Annotated in this window: 12 protein-coding genes, 1 tRNA gene and 2 pseudogenes; 2 read left to right on the top strand and 13 right to left on the bottom strand. The window is 59.3% G+C overall.

The annotated features are described in order from the left end of the window. Positions 1–11: 11 nt before the first annotated feature. The 5 genes and pseudogenes from MKS85_RS28890 to MKS85_RS05430 form a co-directional block, all read right to left on the bottom strand. Positions 12–941 carry a methyl-accepting chemotaxis protein gene (locus MKS85_RS28890; RefSeq protein ID WP_370695208.1) on the bottom strand — a complete coding sequence of 310 codons (930 nt, stop codon included), beginning with the start codon at positions 939–941 and terminating at the stop codon, positions 12–14. Then, positions 918–2009 (bottom strand): annotated as a pseudogene (locus MKS85_RS28895) (methyl-accepting chemotaxis protein); the annotation flags it as partial. The pseudogene MKS85_RS28895 and the gene MKS85_RS28890, both read right to left, overlap by 24 nt. A gap of 307 nt (positions 2010–2316) precedes the next feature. Continuing rightward, positions 2317–3153, bottom strand: a complete 837-nt coding sequence (gene ampE, locus MKS85_RS05420) for a regulatory signaling modulator protein AmpE (RefSeq protein ID WP_188250993.1) — start codon at positions 3151–3153, stop codon at positions 2317–2319. Further along, positions 3150–3710 carry a 1,6-anhydro-N-acetylmuramyl-L-alanine amidase AmpD gene (ampD, locus tag MKS85_RS05425; protein WP_188250994.1) on the bottom strand — a complete coding sequence of 187 codons (561 nt, stop codon included), beginning with the start codon at positions 3708–3710 and terminating at the stop codon, positions 3150–3152. The genes ampE and ampD overlap by 4 nt, the downstream gene beginning before the upstream one ends. Before the next feature lie 64 nt (positions 3711–3774). Further along, complete coding sequence (locus MKS85_RS05430) at positions 3775–5985, bottom strand: DUF1631 domain-containing protein (protein WP_188250995.1); 2211 nt, start codon at positions 5983–5985, stop codon at positions 3775–3777. 288 nt (positions 5986–6273) lie between these two features. On the opposite strand from MKS85_RS05430, the gene nadC reads away from it, so the two are divergent. Further along, complete coding sequence (gene nadC / locus MKS85_RS05435; protein WP_047229050.1) at positions 6274–7122, top strand: carboxylating nicotinate-nucleotide diphosphorylase; 849 nt, start codon at positions 6274–6276, stop codon at positions 7120–7122. Positions 7123–7203: 81 nt separating this feature from the next. Here nadC and MKS85_RS05440 read toward each other — a convergent pair whose 3' ends face one another. Then, a complete protein-coding gene (locus MKS85_RS05440) occupies positions 7204–7509 on the bottom strand; it encodes a DUF6388 family protein (RefSeq protein ID WP_188250996.1) in 306 nt (101 codons plus the stop codon). Positions 7510–7808: 299 nt separating this feature from the next. Between MKS85_RS05440 and MKS85_RS05445 the strand changes: the two are divergent. After that, positions 7809–8353, top strand: a pseudogene (locus MKS85_RS05445) (hypothetical protein). 10 nt (positions 8354–8363) lie between these two features. Here the strand turns inward: MKS85_RS05445 and MKS85_RS05450 are convergent. The 7 genes from MKS85_RS05450 to nusA form a co-directional block, all read right to left on the bottom strand. Then, a tRNA-Thr gene (locus tag MKS85_RS05450) sits at positions 8364–8439 on the bottom strand. A 125-nt stretch (positions 8440–8564) separates the two neighbouring features. After that, on the bottom strand, positions 8565–10670 hold the full coding sequence (pnp, locus tag MKS85_RS05455; RefSeq protein WP_047229052.1) for a polyribonucleotide nucleotidyltransferase: 2106 nt from the start codon (positions 10668–10670) through the stop codon (positions 8565–8567). Between the two features lie 175 nt (positions 10671–10845). Continuing rightward, positions 10846–11115 carry a 30S ribosomal protein S15 gene (gene rpsO / locus MKS85_RS05460; protein WP_024684882.1) on the bottom strand — a complete coding sequence of 90 codons (270 nt, stop codon included), beginning with the start codon at positions 11113–11115 and terminating at the stop codon, positions 10846–10848. A 142-nt stretch (positions 11116–11257) separates the two neighbouring features. Continuing rightward, positions 11258–12175, bottom strand: coding sequence for a tRNA pseudouridine(55) synthase TruB (gene truB / locus MKS85_RS05465; RefSeq protein ID WP_076383530.1), 918 nt, complete (start codon positions 12173–12175; stop codon positions 11258–11260). 3 nt (positions 12176–12178) lie between these two features. Further along, on the bottom strand, positions 12179–12580 hold the full coding sequence (rbfA, locus tag MKS85_RS05470) for a 30S ribosome-binding factor RbfA (protein ID WP_003177871.1): 402 nt from the start codon (positions 12578–12580) through the stop codon (positions 12179–12181). A gap of 159 nt (positions 12581–12739) precedes the next feature. Further along, positions 12740–15262 carry a translation initiation factor IF-2 gene (gene infB / locus MKS85_RS05475; protein ID WP_047229053.1) on the bottom strand — a complete coding sequence of 841 codons (2523 nt, stop codon included), beginning with the start codon at positions 15260–15262 and terminating at the stop codon, positions 12740–12742. A gap of 27 nt (positions 15263–15289) precedes the next feature. After that, positions 15290–16771: a transcription termination factor NusA gene (nusA, locus tag MKS85_RS05480; RefSeq protein WP_047229054.1), complete on the bottom strand. Its 1482-nt coding sequence runs from the start codon at positions 16769–16771 to the stop codon at positions 15290–15292. Positions 16772–16801 lie beyond the last annotated feature (30 nt).

Genomic DNA, 16801 nt, shown 5'->3' on the forward strand with positions numbered 1-16801 from the left:
CCATCCTTTAACTACACCCGAAACGCATTGATCAACTGCTTGAGCTGCACCACTTGGGCGGACAACTCACGGCTGGCGTCTTCGGTCTGGTGCGCGCCTTCGGCGGTGCGTTCACCGGCGCGATTGATCTCGACGATGTTCTGGTCGATGTCATGGGCCACGGCCGTCTGCTGCTCCACCGCTGCAGCGATCTGCTGGTTCTGGTCGACGATCATGCCGACGGCGCCGAGGATATTTTCCAGCGCCTGCTGGACCTTTTCCGACTGCCCCACCGTGCCACTGGCCATCTCATGACTGGTGCCCATGGCTTTGACGGCAGCGCCCACGCCGCCGTGCAAGCGGGTGATCATTTCTTCGATTTCTTCGGTCGATTGCTGGGTGCGCTTGGCCAGGGTCCGCACTTCGTCAGCCACCACCGCGAAACCGCGCCCCTGCTCTCCGGCTCGTGCGGCTTCGATCGCGGCGTTGAGCGCCAGCAGGTTGGTCTGTTCGGCAATGCTCTTGATCACGTCCAGCACACGACTGATGGCCTGGCTGTCAGTCGCCAATTGATTGATCACCTGCACCGACTGATCGATCTCGCTGGCCAAACGCACGATGCTGCTCTGCTGTGACTCCACCAGCCCGCGCCCGCTGAGGGTTTCGTCGTTCACGCTGTGGGCGCTACTGACCGCCGCGGCGGCGCTACGAGCCACTTCCTGGGCGGTGGCCGACATCTGGTTCATCGCCGTGGCGACCAGTTCGATCTGGCTGCGCTGCCCGGACACGGCCTGGTTGCTCTGGGCCGACACCGCCTCCACCTGCCCGGCCTGGCGCTCGACCTCGGCAACGGTCCGGCCGACCTGTTCGATCAGGTCATGGATCTTCGCCACCGTGCCATTGAACACTTCACCCAACTCCCCCAACTCATCCTTGCTGCGCGCCACGAAGTTGACCGTCATGTCGCCCGCTGCGACCTTGTCCATCATCTCGCCGAGATGTTTGAGTGTGGTGCGGGTCGAGGCGTAGAAGCCGGCGTACAGGTAAAAGATCAGCAGAAATACGGCGACCAGCGCAACGGCTTGCAGCACCATGTGGCTGCGGTTCTGCTCCAGGCGATGCTGCAACTGAACATCCAGAAAACCCAGGGTTACGTCGTTCAGTCGGTAGGTTTGCTCCATCAGACTGCTGACCTGCTCGTAAAACGGCAGCCATGGAGCATCCAGCGTGTCAGCCATCACCACCTGTTCTTCGATCAGTTCACCGGCTTTCTTCAAGGTTGCCTTGCTGCCTTCGGCCTGACTGGCAAGCGCCTGCTCGGCCGCCTTGCTGGAACCCAGGGCGTCCTGAAGCTTGAGGTCATATTCACCCTGCAGCTTTTCGATTTGCCCCAGCAACTCGTCGAACCGGGTGCTCGACGCCGAATTGAGAAAGCCCAGGCCCAGGGACGCAGCGCCCAGCGCACGGCCTTCACCCAGGGTTTGGGTCACGTTGGGGGTCACGCTGATGATCAATTCGCTCAGTTGGCGGATGTCGCCCTGGTTGTCGCGGCTCAGGCCAGCCTGGCTGGCGATGATTTGACTGAACATCTGCGCGCTGTTGAGCAGCTTGCCAATCAGTGCGCTTTTGCTTTGCAGGGAGCGCTCGGCCTGCTGGGCCTTGAAAGCGGCAATCATTTCGTCGCGCTTGGCATCGAAGGCGCTGACCTGTTCAGGATCGACGGCCATGGCTTTCAAGCTCTGCAACCGCGCCAGCACCTGCTTTTCAAGGGTGCCGATCTTCGCTTCCACGTCCCCGGCCTTGCCGGACTGACCGAGGCTGGCATTGATCTGCACCAGATTGTTCAGGGTTTCCAGGTCGCGCCGCAGGGTCAGGCTGTTGCCCAGCAGATCGAGGCTTTGCAGCTCCACTTGCGTGCCCTGGAATTCGCGATAGGAATCGCGCACCAAAAAGAAATTGGTCACCAGCATCGGCAGCAGGAACAACACGCTGATCAGGCTGAACTTCATGCCGAAGCTCAGGCGGTTCATCAGCGCGACGGCGGGCCAGAGCAAACTCTTCACAAGGAAGTCTCCCGGTTGTATTTCTTGTTTTTATGGGCAGGCGCACAGAGACAGCAGATAGCCACTATTTGGGCGCTGTCCCTGTATAGCCTAAATCGGCGGGAAGATTTGTAACTTAAGGTTAACGACGAGCCGTGGCACGGTTCTTGTGGCGAGGGGATTTATCCCCGCTGGGGCGCGAAGCCGCCCCTAGCTATCTTAAAACCCGCAATCAAATGGGGCTGCTGCGCATCCCAGCGGGGATAAATCCCCTCGCCACAGAGCGTGCGTATGCCTAAGCCAGCACTGTCCACAGTGCAAACCCGGCATACCAGAGCACCGCCGCACGCAACAACAGCTCCCACAGCCGATCCAAGCTGTTGATGCCGTCCGGGCCCGCGACAGGGTCGGGAATCTCGCCGGCCACCAGCCCGACCTTGCCGATCAGGTCTGCTGCGCTGATGTTCCAGTTCAGCAACTCATGCAGCATGACCCGGCTGACTGCCACGAAGTTGCCCACCAGGGCGAAGCTCGCGGTCAGCAACCGCACCGGCACCCAATCGAAGGCATGGCGCAACTGCGTCGCCCGCTCGGCCACGCCGGGGTTCTGACTGTGCTCGGCGGCCAGCGCCAGCAGGCGATAGCTCAGCGCCGCGACTGGCCCCAGCAGGAAATACCAGAAAATCACCGCGAAAAAACTCTGATAGGCCTGCCACAGCAGATGCCCCTGGACCCGCTCCAGCAACTGCTCGCCGCTATCGGCCTCGATATTCAGGTCGCGCTTGGCCACATGGTCGGCCGCCTGCAGGTCTTCCCGTCGCCAGGCGTCACGAAACGGCCCCAGGTCAGCGAGCAGATCCCCTCGACCCAGGCTGTAAATCACCACCAACAGATGCACCGGTAGTGCCAGCAGACCGTAGGCCACCGGCTCCAATACCCACAGTAACAACGCCAGCAGTGCCACGGGCAGCAGGATCAACACAACCAACACCAGCCAGGGCCGGTTGACCCAGCGTGGGTTCGTCTCGAGTTTGTTCAGTTCGCGCAGCCAACCGCCGTCACGCTGGACCCGATGGCGCAACGCCGAGAATTTCTCGATCCAGATCGCCAGCAGCAGCACCAGAAAACTCATTGCCCTTCCCCTTCTATCAAGGCAGCGCGGTAGCGCGCCCAGTCGAATGCCGGTCCCGGATCGGTCTTGCGACCCGGGGCGATGTCGCTGTGCCCGCAGATGCGCTGCGGCGTGATCGCCTTGAACGCCGCCTGCAACTGCCGGGTCAGGCAGACCAATGCGGCATATTGCGCGTCAGTGAAGGGCAGATCGTCGGTGCCTTCCAGCTCGATGCCCAAGGAAAAATCGTTACACGTCTCCCGCCCTTCGAAACACGAAACGCCCGCGTGCCAGGCACGATCCAGACAGGAGACAAACTGGGTAATCGCGCCGTCACGCTCGATCAGAAAATGCGCAGACACGCGCAGATCGGCGATACCGGCAAAATAGGGGTGTTGCGTGACATCCAGACGATTCTGGAAAAACTCCTGCACCTTGCCCGTGGAAAACTGTGCCGGCGGCAGGCTGATGTTGTGGATCACCAGCAGTGAAATTTCGCCTTCGGGGCGCGCATTGAAGTTGGGTGATGGGCAATGCCGCACGCCATCGCACCAACCACTGGCGGGGTCCAACTGCATACAGGTTCCTTCGATGACATCAGTGAATGCCGCCAGTATGCCGCGATCGGCCCTGGCTGTGCGATCACTTGCCGCGATTGAGCTGACGCAGATTGCCCAGCACCGATTCCAGCGCCCGGTCGAACAGCAAGGTGTCGTCCAACAGACGCGCCGTCCCCCGGCGAAATTCCAGGGCCAGGCTGGTGCGGCTGTGCTCCAGCACTTTGAGGCCAGTGCGGTTGACGAAGACGTATTTGCCGGTGGCCTCGATGATCGCCGCCAGTTTACAACGCAGGCTGTTGTCATCGTCCTCCTGGAACTCAACCCAGCTTCCCAATCGCAACTGATCGACCTGAAGCAGGCCCACATCATCGGCCGGCAAGTGCACCGCCGCACTGTCTTCCGGGGCCTTTTGAGCGGTGCGCAGGACAATTTTCTCCGAGACCTGGACCATGACCGGCGAATTGAACGACTGGGTTTGTTCCGTTGCCTGTCCCATGCGTTCGAGGGCCAGCACGTGGAGGGTTTCCAGCTCGCTGAAAAACTCGCTGGTGGCAAACGGGTCGAACGCCGAACGGCTCAGGCCTTCACGCAAGGCTTTGAGCAGCTGCGGCACTATCGTCAGCAAGCGCAGGCCGGCATCCGGTTCTTCGTGATGCTGGACGCTCCAGATCAGCTGTTCCAGCGTCAAAACGTCGGCCTGCCACTCGGCTGAATATTTGCCGTGCTTGAAGCAGGTCAGCAATAACACCTGGCTCCAGGCGTGCTGCACGAACTCCACCACCGCTTGCGGCAACACTTTGCCCAGCATGACCTGATTCAGCACGCCTTCGACGCGCAGGCGCGCCAGTTCGGCCTTGGCCCGACCTTCTTCGGCGTCACGAATACGCTGTTCGAGCAATTCGCTGCGACGTCTTTCATCGCTGGTGAAGGCCAGGAAATCGGCCAGCAATTCAGAGAAGATCGCCGGGTCATCGACAAAGTCATTCAACAACCGCTGCACCACCTGTTCAATGCGCAGATAGAGGCTGTCGCGCTGATGGTCGTCGCAATCGCCCCAGCCCGTGGCAGCAGCGGCGATTTCATTGAGCAACCGTCGGGCCGGATGATTGCCCCGACTGAAAAAGCTCTTGTCCTGCACCGCAACCTTGAGCATCGGAATCTGCAGACGGCCGATCAACGCCTTGAAGGAGTCCGGCAGGTTATGGTCGTCGAGGATGAATTCAAACATCATCGAGATCAGGTTGATCACGTCTTCATCGGCGTCGTCGACCACCCGCGACTTGCCGCTTCTGACGCTGACCCGGGTCAGCAGCTGTTCGAGTTGGCTGCGCAGGTCGAACTCATCCTCGATGGCAGGCGCCGGCACGTACTGCTGCAAATGGGAAAGCAGGCGCAGCAAATCACGGGTCGAGATCGGTTGGGCCGGTGCGCTGGCCTCCAGAGTCGGCGCCACGCTGCCACGCACCTGCATCAATAGTTTCTGCAACGCAGCAAATACTTCCTGCACGCTGTCATCGACTTCGGCGGCCTTGGGGCCGGCACTTTCAGTCTTGGTACGCGGGGCCTCATCGGCGCGATCCGACGCTCGTCGCGAGGGTGAAATCTTGAGATCCGGCAGGATGCCCGTAGCGGCCAGCAACTGGTTGGCCTCGGTATACAGTTGATCGCACTCGCTGAGCACATAGCGCTCGAACAATTTGAGCAAGATCAGCTTGACCTTGATCTCCACCCCCAGGTTGCGACCGGCCTGTAGAAAGTTTTCACACAGCAGCGCTGGGCTCAAAGGGTTCTGCTGGTTTGCCAGCGGCCTGGTGAGCAAGACGCTGAGCCGTGCAGTCAGTTGCTCAAGAGCCACGCTATCGCGACTGAGCACACGGGTGACCATGGCCTCCACCGCCAGATGGCGCTCCAGGTCATCATGCGTGCGCTGAACCTGAGGGCCGGAGGCGTGCGCCGGCGCCAAGGTGGCTTGGGTCGGATCGTATTGGGCGAGGCTGACAAAGGCTTCGAAAAACTGCTCGATAAATTCGCGCTCAATGCTTTTGCGCTTGAGGCGCAAGTCCCGCATGGCTTCGAAGAACAGGTTCTGATCGACATCGTTGCGCGCCCGATCGGCCATTTCAAACAGCGTGTCGTCGGCATTGTCGAACAGCCCCTGCAAACCAAGGCGCAACTGCTGGGCGGCCTTGTCGCGCACCTGAAGCAGAATCACAGGCAGGCGGGCGAGCGGCGAACGGTTCGCCTGATCGGTAGAAACCTTGTGCAAGGGCACTACATTCCCGTCGTTGTGCATCCTGGTCTCCTGAAAGGGTGCTCTTGCGCTCGAAACGTCAAAGCCATGACGTCAATCGAAAGGCGGATTATCTGGTAAAAGAACCCGGTCATGCCAGCAGACTCTGTGACCCAGGTCGAAATACTCCGCAATAAGTGACCGGACAATCGGGGAAATGTTGCGAGGATGCGACCAAATGCAGGTTTCGATGCCTGGCGCAGACGTCCGGCGCCGTCCCCCATAAGGAACATTGTTTGTGAGACAAGCCACTGGCCCTATAATCGGGCCACTTTGTTTGTGGAGCCCGTTATGCCGAATCTACGTCTCGCCGATCTGACCGCCGAAATCGAGGCCAACGTGCGCCGCGCGTTGCTCGAAGACATCGGCAGCGGCGACATCACCGCGCAACTGATCCCCGCCGAACGCCTGGCCAAAGCCACCATCATTACCCGGGAAGCCGCAGTCATCAGCGGCACGGCCTGGGTCGATGCCGTGTTCCGGCAACTGGATCCGCGCGTCGCCGTGCATTGGCAAGTACGCGATGGCGACCGGGCAAGCCCCGACCAGGCGCTGTTCCACCTCGAAGGCCCGGCCCGCTCGCTGCTGACCGGCGAACGCAGCGCGCTGAACTTTCTGCAGATGCTTTCTGGCGTGGCCACCCGGGCCCGCTACCTGGCCGACTTTGTGGCCGACACCCAGGTCAAGCTGCTGGACACTCGCAAAACCCTCCCTGGGCTGCGCCTGGCCCAGAAGTACGCCGTCACCTGTGGCGGTTGCCATAACCACCGCATCGGCCTCTACGATGCCTTCCTGATCAAGGAAAACCACATCGCAGCCTGCGGCGGCATCGCCCAGGCCATTGCCGCCGCCCACAAGATCGCACCGGGCAAACCGGTGGAAATCGAAGTGGAAAGCCTGACTGAATTGAAAGAAGCGCTGGCGGCCAATGCCGACATCATCATGCTCGACGAACTGAGCCTGGACGACATGCGCGAAGCCGTACGCCTGAACGGCGGCAAGGCGAAGCTGGAGGCCAGCGGCGGGATCAACGAAAGCACGTTGCGCCCCATTGCCGAGACCGGGGTGGACTACATCTCGATCGGGGCAATGACCAAGGATGTGAAAGCGGTGGACCTGTCGATGCGGCTCAGTCTCTGAGCAGCTTCAAGCCCCAAGCTGCAAGCATCAAGCCATTCCGTGCTTGCCCTGCAGCTTGTAGCTTGTAGCTTGAAGCTGCTTTTAAACTACAAGATTATTCATCTCGCAGTATTCATCCCATTCCACACCCAGTACCTCGGCCGCTTCCTTGTGCAAGGCAAGGCGCTGTTCCTCGAACTCTTCAGGTGTGCTGGTGTACTTGAGCGTCAACTCCCAAGGCTGTAATCCCTGGGCTTCGGCCTCATCCTCGAACGCCCACTGGATCTGGTCTTTTTGATCGTCGGCGCTCAGGTCCTTGATCTCTTCGAGCAACTGGGGCGCATCCAGCACGTACTTCTTCAGTGCTTCTTCGTATCTGGCTTCCTGGGTGAGTTCTTTAGCAGTCATGTCGTTCTCGCTGATCGGAGGAATGGAAGATGGATCTGGATCATCAAGGATCTCTCTGCCGCAGAAACCGTTACAAGCCCTGTTTTCCTGGCCTTCAGAACCATTCGGGGATCATCTGAAAACTGCTGGGCGATGCTCATGCAACGACGAATATAGGACGTTTTGCCGATGATTTACACGGCTCTTTACATCTATCCCACAAAAAACAGTTGCGCAAGGTGCGCAAGAAGTTGGGAACATATGTCAAAACATCCAGTCATAGCCATGTGCCACATCAGCATTTCACAAGGAACCCAGTGATGCGCATTTTTTCCAAGCTTCCCTCTACCCCCCTTGCGATCGCCACCTTGCTGTTCGGCAGCCTGACAGTGGCCAGCCTTGCTCAAGCCGCTGTCGAAGCCACCTCTGATTTGCCGTTGGCCTCCGACACAATTCCTGCTCTTCGCAACTCATTGACAAGGACATACTCGTCAAGACCAACATCAGCGTAGGGGCCTTGGAAAGTCTGCCAAAAACGGTGAAGGACAACGCCGCCGAACTGGAAAATCAAAAGCACATCCTCCGCGAGCAAGCTCGCCAGATTGAGGAGCTCAAGCGCAATAGTGGGACCAGTTCCAACTCCAGCAGCAAGGAGATTGAGGATCTCAAACGCACGATCAAGGACCAGGAAAGCGATCTGAAAGACCTTGCCAAGCAAGTGGAAGAACTCAAGCGCAACAGCGGCTCGAACTCGAGCTCGAACAACAGCGAAATTTCGTCCCTGAAACGGGAACTCAGCGATCAGGATCGCGAGATGGATCAGCTCAAACGCACTGTCGATGAACTGAGCAGAAAGATGAAATAGCGAGGGGAAATGGTGCCCGAGACAGGAATCGAACCTGCGACCTTCGCGTTACGAGTGCGCTGCTCTACCGGCTGAGCTACACGGGCGGTGGGCTAAACCTAGCACTGAGCTTATGGCCAGGCAACCTGCGACACGGTGATTTCCCGCGCATAGCAAAACGCCCCGAACCAGTCGGGGCGTTTGCTTGTTCAGCGGCTAAGCGAGGGGGTGATTAAACGCCCGACGCCTTGGCTGCCGCTACGTCCTTGATGGACAGTTTGATACGGCCGCGGTTGTCCACGTCCAGTACCAGCACTTCCACTTCCTGACCTTCTTTGAGGATGTCGGTCACTTTCTCGACGCGAGCATCGCTCAGCATGGAGATGTGAACCAGACCGTCCTTGCCCGGCAGGATGTTGACGAACGCGCCGAAGTCGACGATGCGCTCAACCTTGCCCACGTAGATCTTGCCGATCTCGGCTTCTGCGGTGATGCCCAGGACGCGCTGACGTGCTGCTTCTGCCGCTTCCTTGGTTTCGCCGAAGATCTTGATCGAGCCGTCGTCTTCGATGTCGATCGAAGCCTTGGTTTCTTCACAGATCGCACGGATGGTCGCGCCGCCTTTACCGATGACATCACGGATTTTGTCGGTGTCGATTTTCATCGCGATCATGGTCGGAGCGTTTTCCGACAACTCGGTACGCGACTGACCAATGATCTGGTTCATCTGGCCGAGGATGTTCAGGCGCGCTTCCAGGGCTTGGCCCAGGGCGATTTCCATGATCTCTTCGGTGATGCCCTTGATCTTGATGTCCATCTGCAGTGCGGTCACGCCTTTGGCGGTACCGGCCACTTTGAAGTCCATGTCGCCCAGGTGGTCTTCGTCACCCAGGATGTCGGTCAGGACGGCGAACTTCTCGCCTTCTTTCACCAGACCCATGGCGATACCGGCAACCGGAGCCTTCATCGGCACACCGGCGTCCATCAGGGCCAGGGAAGCGCCGCAGACCGAAGCCATGGAGCTCGAACCGTTGGACTCGGTGATTTCCGATACCACGCGAATGGTGTACGGGAACACGTCAGCGGCTGGCAGCATGGCCTGGACCGAACGACGGGCCAGACGCCCGTGACCGATTTCGCGACGACCGGCGCCACCCATGCGACCACACTCGCCCACCGAGAACGGAGGGAAGTTGTAGTGCAGCATGAACGGGTCTTTTTTCTCGCCTTCCAGGGTGTCCAGCAGTTGCGCGTCACGGGCGGTGCCCAGTGTTGCAACGACCAGGGCCTGGGTTTCGCCACGGGTGAACAGCGCCGAACCGTGGGTCTTTGGCAGAACGCCGACTTCAATGTTCAGCGGACGCACGGTGCGAGTGTCGCGACCGTCAATGCGTGGCTTGCCGTTGACGATGTTTTCGCGAACGGTGCGGTATTCGATTTCACCGAAAGCGGCTTTGACTTCAGCGGCAGTCGGCTGGCCTTCTTCACCGGACAGCTTGGCAACCACCTGGTCTTTCAGCTCGCCCAGGCGCGCATAACGATCGGCCTTGACGGTGATGGTGTAAGCCTGGGAGATCGCTTCGCCGAACTCGGCACGGATCGCGCCCAGCAGTTCGGTGGCTTCGGCTTGTGGAGCCCAGGTCCAGGTTGGCTTGGCGGCTTCGGCGGCCAGTTCCTTGACGGCGTTGATCACCACCTGGAACTCGTCGTGGGCGAACAGTACAGCGCCCAGCATCTGGTCTTCGGTCAGCTCTTTGGCTTCGGATTCAACCATCAGCACGGCTTCGGAAGTACCGGCCACGACCATGTCCAGGCTCGAAGCTTTCAGTTGCTCGTAGGTCGGGTTCAGCAGGTAGCCGGTGCTTTCGTGGAACGCAACACGGGCAGCGCCGATCGGACCATCGAAAGGAATGCCGGAGATCGCCAGCGCGGCCGAAGTACCGATCATCGCAGCGATGTCCGGATCAGTCTTCTTGCTGGTGGAAACGACGGTGCAGACAACCTGCACTTCGTTCATGAAGCCTTCTGGGAACAGCGGACGGATCGGACGGTCGATCAGTCGGGAAGTCAGGGTTTCCTTCTCGGAAGGACGGCCTTCGCGCTTGAAGAAACCGCCAGGGATCTTACCGGCAGCGTAAGTCTTTTCCTGGTAGTGGACAGACAGAGGGAAGAAGCCCTTGCCTGGATCGGCTTGCTTGGCACCGACAACGGTCACCAATACGCTGACGTCGTCGTCAACGGTGACCAGCACTGCGCCGGAGGCCTGACGGGCGATACGGCCAGTCTCGAGGGTAACGGTCGACTGACCGAACTGGAATTTTTTGATTACCGGGTTCACGGTGTCCTACCTTCTTTGTGGCTCTTGGGGAACTTGTCTTCTTGCGAAATTCTTGGGCAGTGCGGGGAATCGGCCCAACGACTGTCCAGATAAAACTTGAGGCTGGGAGCCTGCCGGCTGCCGGCGCAAAACGCAGGCAACAGGCAGACAACCAACCTCATAGCGCAATCGCTGATTAGCGACGCAGACCCAGGCGACCGATCAAGGTGCTGTAACGACTTACGTCCTTACCCTTGAGGTAATCCAGCAGCTTACGACGCTGGTTTACCATGCGGATCAGACCACGACGGGAGTGGTGATCTTTACCGTTGGCCTTGAAGTGACCCTGCAGTTTGTTGATGTTGGCGGTCAGCAGTGCAACTTGCACTTCTGGCGAACCAGTATCACCAACAGCTTGCTGGTAGTCGGTCACGATCTGAGCTTTTTCTTCAACGCTGAGTGCCATGTGGCTTTCCTCTTGTAAGGTACCGTTCCCAAGGAAACCGTACCAACAGGCCAGGGACAAATCCCTGTATCTATAAATGAGTAGTGACCGTGCCTGTTAACAGCCACACTCGCCAACCTGCTGTTACACAGGCTGGTTCCGGTCATTCCGACCGAATCAGTCGACGCGGCGCAATGCGCCCGTCTTCGCTCACTTCACCGATACCGATGAAGCGGCCATTGTGATCCTGTACCCGTACCATGCCGAACTTCGGTGCATCCGGAGCACGTACCGGTTGGCCGTTGAGCCAGTAGAACGCGCTGTGCTCGGAGAACTGCAACAGTGGCCAGTCCAGCAGGCCGCTGTCCGATGGCATCAGGAAACGGTCAACCGCTTCGTTGCCGCCTTCGGCATGTACCGCTTCGAGCTCTTCCAGCGTGACCGTCTGGGCCAGCGTGAAAGGTCCGGCCTGGGTCCGTCGCAGTTCGGCCACGTACGCACCACAGCCGAGCTTTTCACCAATATCCTCCACCAGGGTGCGGATATAGGTGCCTTTGCTGCAATCGACTGCCAGCCGCGCAGTATTACCGTCAAAGGCCAGCAATTCCAAGCGCGCAATAGTAACAGAACGCGGTTCACGCTCCACTACTTCGCCTGCACGGGCCAGTTTGTATAACGGCTGGCCATCACGCTTGAGAGCAGAGTACATCGGCGGTATCTGGCTGATTTGTCCGCGAAAACCCGGCAACACAGCCTCGATATCAGCCTGACCAACGGTCACCGGCCGCTCCAGCAACACCTCACCTTCGGCGTCCGCCGTGGTGGTGGTCTTGCCCAGTTGCGCCAGGGTTTCATAACCCTTGTCCGAATCGAGCAAATACTGAGAGAACTTGGTCGCCTCGCCAAAACACAGTGGCAACACGCCGGTAGCCAGCGGATCGAGACTGCCGGTGTGCCCGGCTTTCTCGGCATTGAGCAGCCAGCGAACCTTCTGCAACGCCGCGTTGGAGGTGAACCCCAGCGGTTTGTCGAGCAGGATGATGCCGCTGACGTTACGGCGGATACGTTTGACCTGAGCCACCATTTACTCCTTGGTGTCTTCGGGTTCAGCCGCAACCGGGTGCTGACTGTCTTCAGCCACGGCGCGCTCGATCAGGGCCGACAGATGCGCGCCCCGCACGACGCTTTCGTCGTAGTGGAAGTGCAACTGTGGAACGCTGCGCAGCTTCATCTCCCGGGCCAACTGCATCCGCAGGAAACCGGCAGCCGAGTTGAGCACCTTGATGCTTTGGGCGATTTCTTCGGCGCTGTCCTGCCCCATCACGGTGATGAAAATCTTTGCATGACCGACGTCACGGCTGACTTCCACTGCGGTAATGGTGACCAGGCCGACGCGCGGGTCTTTGACTTCGCGACGGATCAGTTGGGCCAGCTCGCGCTGCATCTGATCGCCGATTCGTTGGGTACGGCTATATTCTTTTGCCATGTCTTGTTACCTGTTACTGCCCCACGGTCAAACCCGTGAGGTCTGAAAGCGGCAAACGCCCGGCCTGACAAAAGCCAGACCGGGCGTTGCGTTTAGAGTCCGCCTGAGAGGCAGCGCATGTTCATGCGACTGCCCGGTGCGGCTCTTGAAGTACGCGAGTCAGAGGCTGCGAGCAACCTGGACCTTCTCGAAGACTTCGATCTTGTCGCCGACCTTGACGTCGTTGTAGCTCTTGACGCCAATACCGCATTCCATGCCAGCGCGGACTTCCGAAGCGTCATCCTTGAAGCGGCGCAGGGATTCCAGCTCGCCTTCGAAGATAACGATGTCTTCACGCAGTACACGGATTGGACGGTTACGGTGAACGACACCTTCGATCACCATGCAACCGGCGATCGCGCCGAACTTCGGCGAACGGAACACGTCACGCACTTCAGCGGTACCCAGGATGTTCTCGCGAACATCGCTGCCCAGCATACCGGTCAGGGCTTTCTTGACGTCTTCGATGATGTCGTAGATCACGTTGTAGTAACGCATATCCAGGCCTTCCTGCTCGACGATCTTGCGAGCGCCGGCATCGGCACGCACGTTGAAGCCAAACAGTACAGCGTTGGAGGCCAGTGCCAGGTTGGCGTCGGATTCGGTGATACCACCGACACCGCCACCGACCACACGCACTTGCACTTCGTCGTTACCCAGGCCATTCAAGGCGCCGTTCAACGCTTCCAGCGATCCACGGACGTCGGATTTGAGGACGATGTTGAGCGTCTTCTTCTCTTCCTGGCCCATGTTCTCGAAGATGTTTTCCAGCTTGCCGGCGTGAGCACGAGCCAGTTTGACTTCGCGGAACTTGCCTTGACGGAACAGAGCCACTTCACGGGCTTTCTTCTCGTCAGCCACAACGCTCATCTCGTCGCCAGCGTCCGGAGTGCCGTCCAGGCCGAGGATCTCGACCGGGATAGCAGGACCTGCTTCCTTGATGGGCTTGCCGTTCTCGTCGAGCATGGCGCGCACGCGGCCATAGTTCGAACCGACCAGCACCATGTCGCCCTGGCGCAGGGTACCGTCTTGAACCAGAACGGTCGCAACCGGGCCACGGCCCTTGTCGAGACGCGATTCGACGACCACGCCACGGCCAGGAGCCGAAGGTGTAGCAGTCAGTTCCAGAACCTCGGCTTGCAACAGAACGGCTTCGAGCAGCTCGTCAACGCCAGTACCCATCTTCGCGGAGACCGGTACGAATGGAGTGTCGCCACCCCACTCTTCGGAAGTCACGCCGTGAACCGACAGTTCGCTACGGATGCGATCGAGATCGGCGCCCGGCTTGTCGATCTTGTTCACCGCAACCACTAGAGGGACGCCAGCTGCCTTGGCATGCTGAACGGCTTCGATGGTTTGTGGCATCACGCCGTCGTCCGCTGCGACCACCAGGATCACGATGTCGGTCGCTTTGGCACCACGGGCACGCATTGCGGTAAACGCAGCGTGACCTGGGGTGTCGAGGAACGTCACCATGCCGCGGTCGGTTTCAACGTGGTAGGCGCCGATGTGCTGGGTGATACCACCCGCCTCGCCTGCCGCAACCTTCGCACGACGGATATAGTCGAGCAGGGAGGTTTTACCGTGGTCAACGTGGCCCATTACGGTCACGACCGGAGCACGGGAAACCGCCTCGCCTTCAAACTTCAGGGACTCGGCCAGGGAATCTTCCAGGGCCGTGTCGCTGACCAGGGTCACTTTGTGGCCCAGCTCTTCAGCAACCAGTTGGGCAGTTTCCTGATCCAGTACCTGGTTGATGGTGGCCGGCGTACCCAGCTTGAACATGAACTTGATGATTTCAGCAGCCTTGACCGACATCTGCTGGGCCAGATCGCCCACAGTGATGGTCTCGCCGATCTTCACTTCACGCACGACAGGGCCGGTAGGGCTCTGAAAACCGTGGGCGTTGCGTTTCTTCAGCTTGGCCTTGCCGCGACCGCCACGACGGAAGCCATCGCTTTCTTCGTCGGTGGTACGTGGCGCAACGCGTGGTGCTGGCGCCTTTTCCTTGACCGAAGCACGATGAGGAGCGTTTTTGCGCTCGCCATCGCCACTGCCCCGACGGTTGTCGTCGGCACGTGGTTTGTCCGGACGACGCTGTTCGTCGCGCTTGCGAGTATCGGCCGCAGGTGCTGGAGCGGGTGCCGGGACCGGCGCGCTTTCACGCACTGGCTCGGCTGCCGGGGCTGGAGCCGCAACGGCTTCGGCCGGAGCGGATTGCGCAGCAGCAGGCTGGCGACGCGCTTCTTCTTCGGCGCGACGCTTGGCTTCTTCTTCAGCCTTCTGACGTGCAGCATTTTCTACTGCGCGACGTTCTTCCAGTTCGCGTTTGCGCTCGGCTTCGATTTCTTCCGGGCTGCGCTGTACGAAGACTTTCTTCTTGCGTACTTCAACGCTGATGCTTTTGCTACCGGCAACACGCAGGGTGCTGGTGGTTTTACGCTGCAGAGTGATCTTGCGCGGTTCTTCCACTTTCGCCTTGTGACTGCTCTTCAAGTGAGTCAGCAGGGACTGCTTCTCACTGTCGGTCACATGTTCCTCGGCGGCGGTGTGCGGCAGACCTGCCTCACGCATCTGCTGCAACAGGCGCTCTACCGGTGTTTTGACCTCATCGGCCAGTTGTTTCACCGTGACTTGCGTCATGCACTTCTCTCCTCAGGCCGCGCCTAATTACTCGAACCAGTGGGCTCGGGCGGCCATGATCAACTTGCCGGCACGATCATCGTCAATGCCGTCGATGTCGAGCAGATCGTCAATAGACTGCTCGGCCAGGTCTTCGCGGGTAATTACGCCGCGCACCGCCAGTTCCATCGCCAAATCCTTGTCCATGCCCTCAAGCGAGAGCAGGTCTTCGGCCGGATGGGCGTCTGCCAGCTTTTCCTCAGTAGCGATGGCTTTGGTCAACAAACGATCCTTGGCCCGAGCGCGAAGCTCGTTGACGATGTCCTCGTCAAAGCCGTCGATGTTGAGCATTTCCTCCACCGGTACGTAGGCAATCTCTTCCAGGCTGGTAAAGCCTTCATCCACCAGCACCTGCGCCAGTTCTTCATCGACTTCAAGCTCTTCGATGAAGTTGCGCAGGATATCGCCGGTTTCAGCTTGCTGCTTAGCCTGGATGTCCGATTCGGTCATCACGTTCAGTGTCCAGCCAGTCAATTGGCTAGCCAGACGCACGTTCTGACCACCGCGACCGATGGCCTGAGCGAGATTGTCTGCGCCAACGGCGATGTCCATTGCATGGGCATCTTCGTCGACGATAATTGCCGCCACTTCAGCAGGCGACATGGCGTTGATCACGAACTGAGCCGGGTTGTCGTCCCACAGGACGATATCCACACGCTCGCCGCCCAACTCGCCGGATACGGCCTGGACACGCGAACCACGCATGCCAATGCAGGCACCTTGCGGGTCGATGCGCTTGTCCTTGGAGCGGACCGCGATCTTGGCACGCGAACCCGGATCACGGGAGGCGGCCATTACTTCGATCAGGCCTTCAGCAATTTCCGGCACTTCGATGCGGAACAACTCGATCAGCATTTCCGGCGCGGTACGCGACAGGATCAGCTGCGGGCCCCGGTTCTCGGTGCGGATTTCCTTGAGCAGCGCACGCAGTCGCACGCCAACCCGGAAAGTTTCGCGAGAAATGATGTCTTCACGAGCCAGCAACGCTTCAGCGTTGTTGCCCAGGTCGACAATCACGTTGTCGCGGGTGACTTTCTTCACGGTGCCGGAGATGATTTCACCCAGGCGCTCGCGATAAGCATCGACGACTTGCGCACGCTCGGCTTCGCGAACTTTCTGCACAATGACCTGCTTGGCGGTCTGCGCAGCAATACGACCGAACTCGATGGATTCGATCTTCTCTTCGACTACATCACCTACCTTGGCGCCAGGATGCGTTTCTGCAACCTTGCTTGGCCAGGTTTCGATAGCCGGATCGTCCAGGTCGGCTTCTTCGACGACCGTCCAGCGACGGAAAGTCTCATAGGCACCGGTGTGGCGATTGATTTCCACACGCAAATCAACTTCGTCTTCAAACCGCTTCTTGGTAGCAGTGGCCAGAGCCAGCTCCAGCGCTTCAAAAATAACGTTAGCCGGTACGCCCTTTTCATTGGATACCGACTCAACAACCAGCAGTACTTCTTTGCTCATCGTACGCCTCGCCTTTCGCAAGCCATTGGA

Source organism: Pseudomonas sp. JL2 (assembly GCF_031570495.1).
In the GTDB taxonomy this organism is placed as follows: domain Bacteria; phylum Pseudomonadota; class Gammaproteobacteria; order Pseudomonadales; family Pseudomonadaceae; genus Aquipseudomonas; species Aquipseudomonas rhizophila.

Coding starts and splice junctions, on each gene's coding strand:
- nadC (WP_047229050.1), top strand. CDS start 6,274: ATGCCGAATCTACGTCTCGCCGATCTGACCGCCGAAATCGAGGCCAAC.
- MKS85_RS28890 (WP_370695208.1), bottom strand. CDS start 941: ATGACGGTCAACTTCGTGGCGCGCAGCAAGGATGAGTTGGGGGAGTTG.
- ampE (WP_188250993.1), bottom strand. CDS start 3,153: ATGAGTTTTCTGGTGCTGCTGCTGGCGATCTGGATCGAGAAATTCTCG.
- rbfA (WP_003177871.1), bottom strand. CDS start 12,580: ATGGCAAAAGAATATAGCCGTACCCAACGAATCGGCGATCAGATGCAG.
- infB (WP_047229053.1), bottom strand. CDS start 15,262: ATGACGCAAGTCACGGTGAAACAACTGGCCGATGAGGTCAAAACACCG.
- rpsO (WP_024684882.1), bottom strand. CDS start 11,115: ATGGCACTCAGCGTTGAAGAAAAAGCTCAGATCGTGACCGACTACCAG.
- ampD (WP_188250994.1), bottom strand. CDS start 3,710: ATGCAGTTGGACCCCGCCAGTGGTTGGTGCGATGGCGTGCGGCATTGC.
- MKS85_RS05440 (WP_188250996.1), bottom strand. CDS start 7,509: ATGACTGCTAAAGAACTCACCCAGGAAGCCAGATACGAAGAAGCACTG.
- nusA (WP_047229054.1), bottom strand. CDS start 16,771: ATGAGCAAAGAAGTACTGCTGGTTGTTGAGTCGGTATCCAATGAAAAG.
- MKS85_RS05430 (WP_188250995.1), bottom strand. CDS start 5,985: ATGCACAACGACGGGAATGTAGTGCCCTTGCACAAGGTTTCTACCGAT.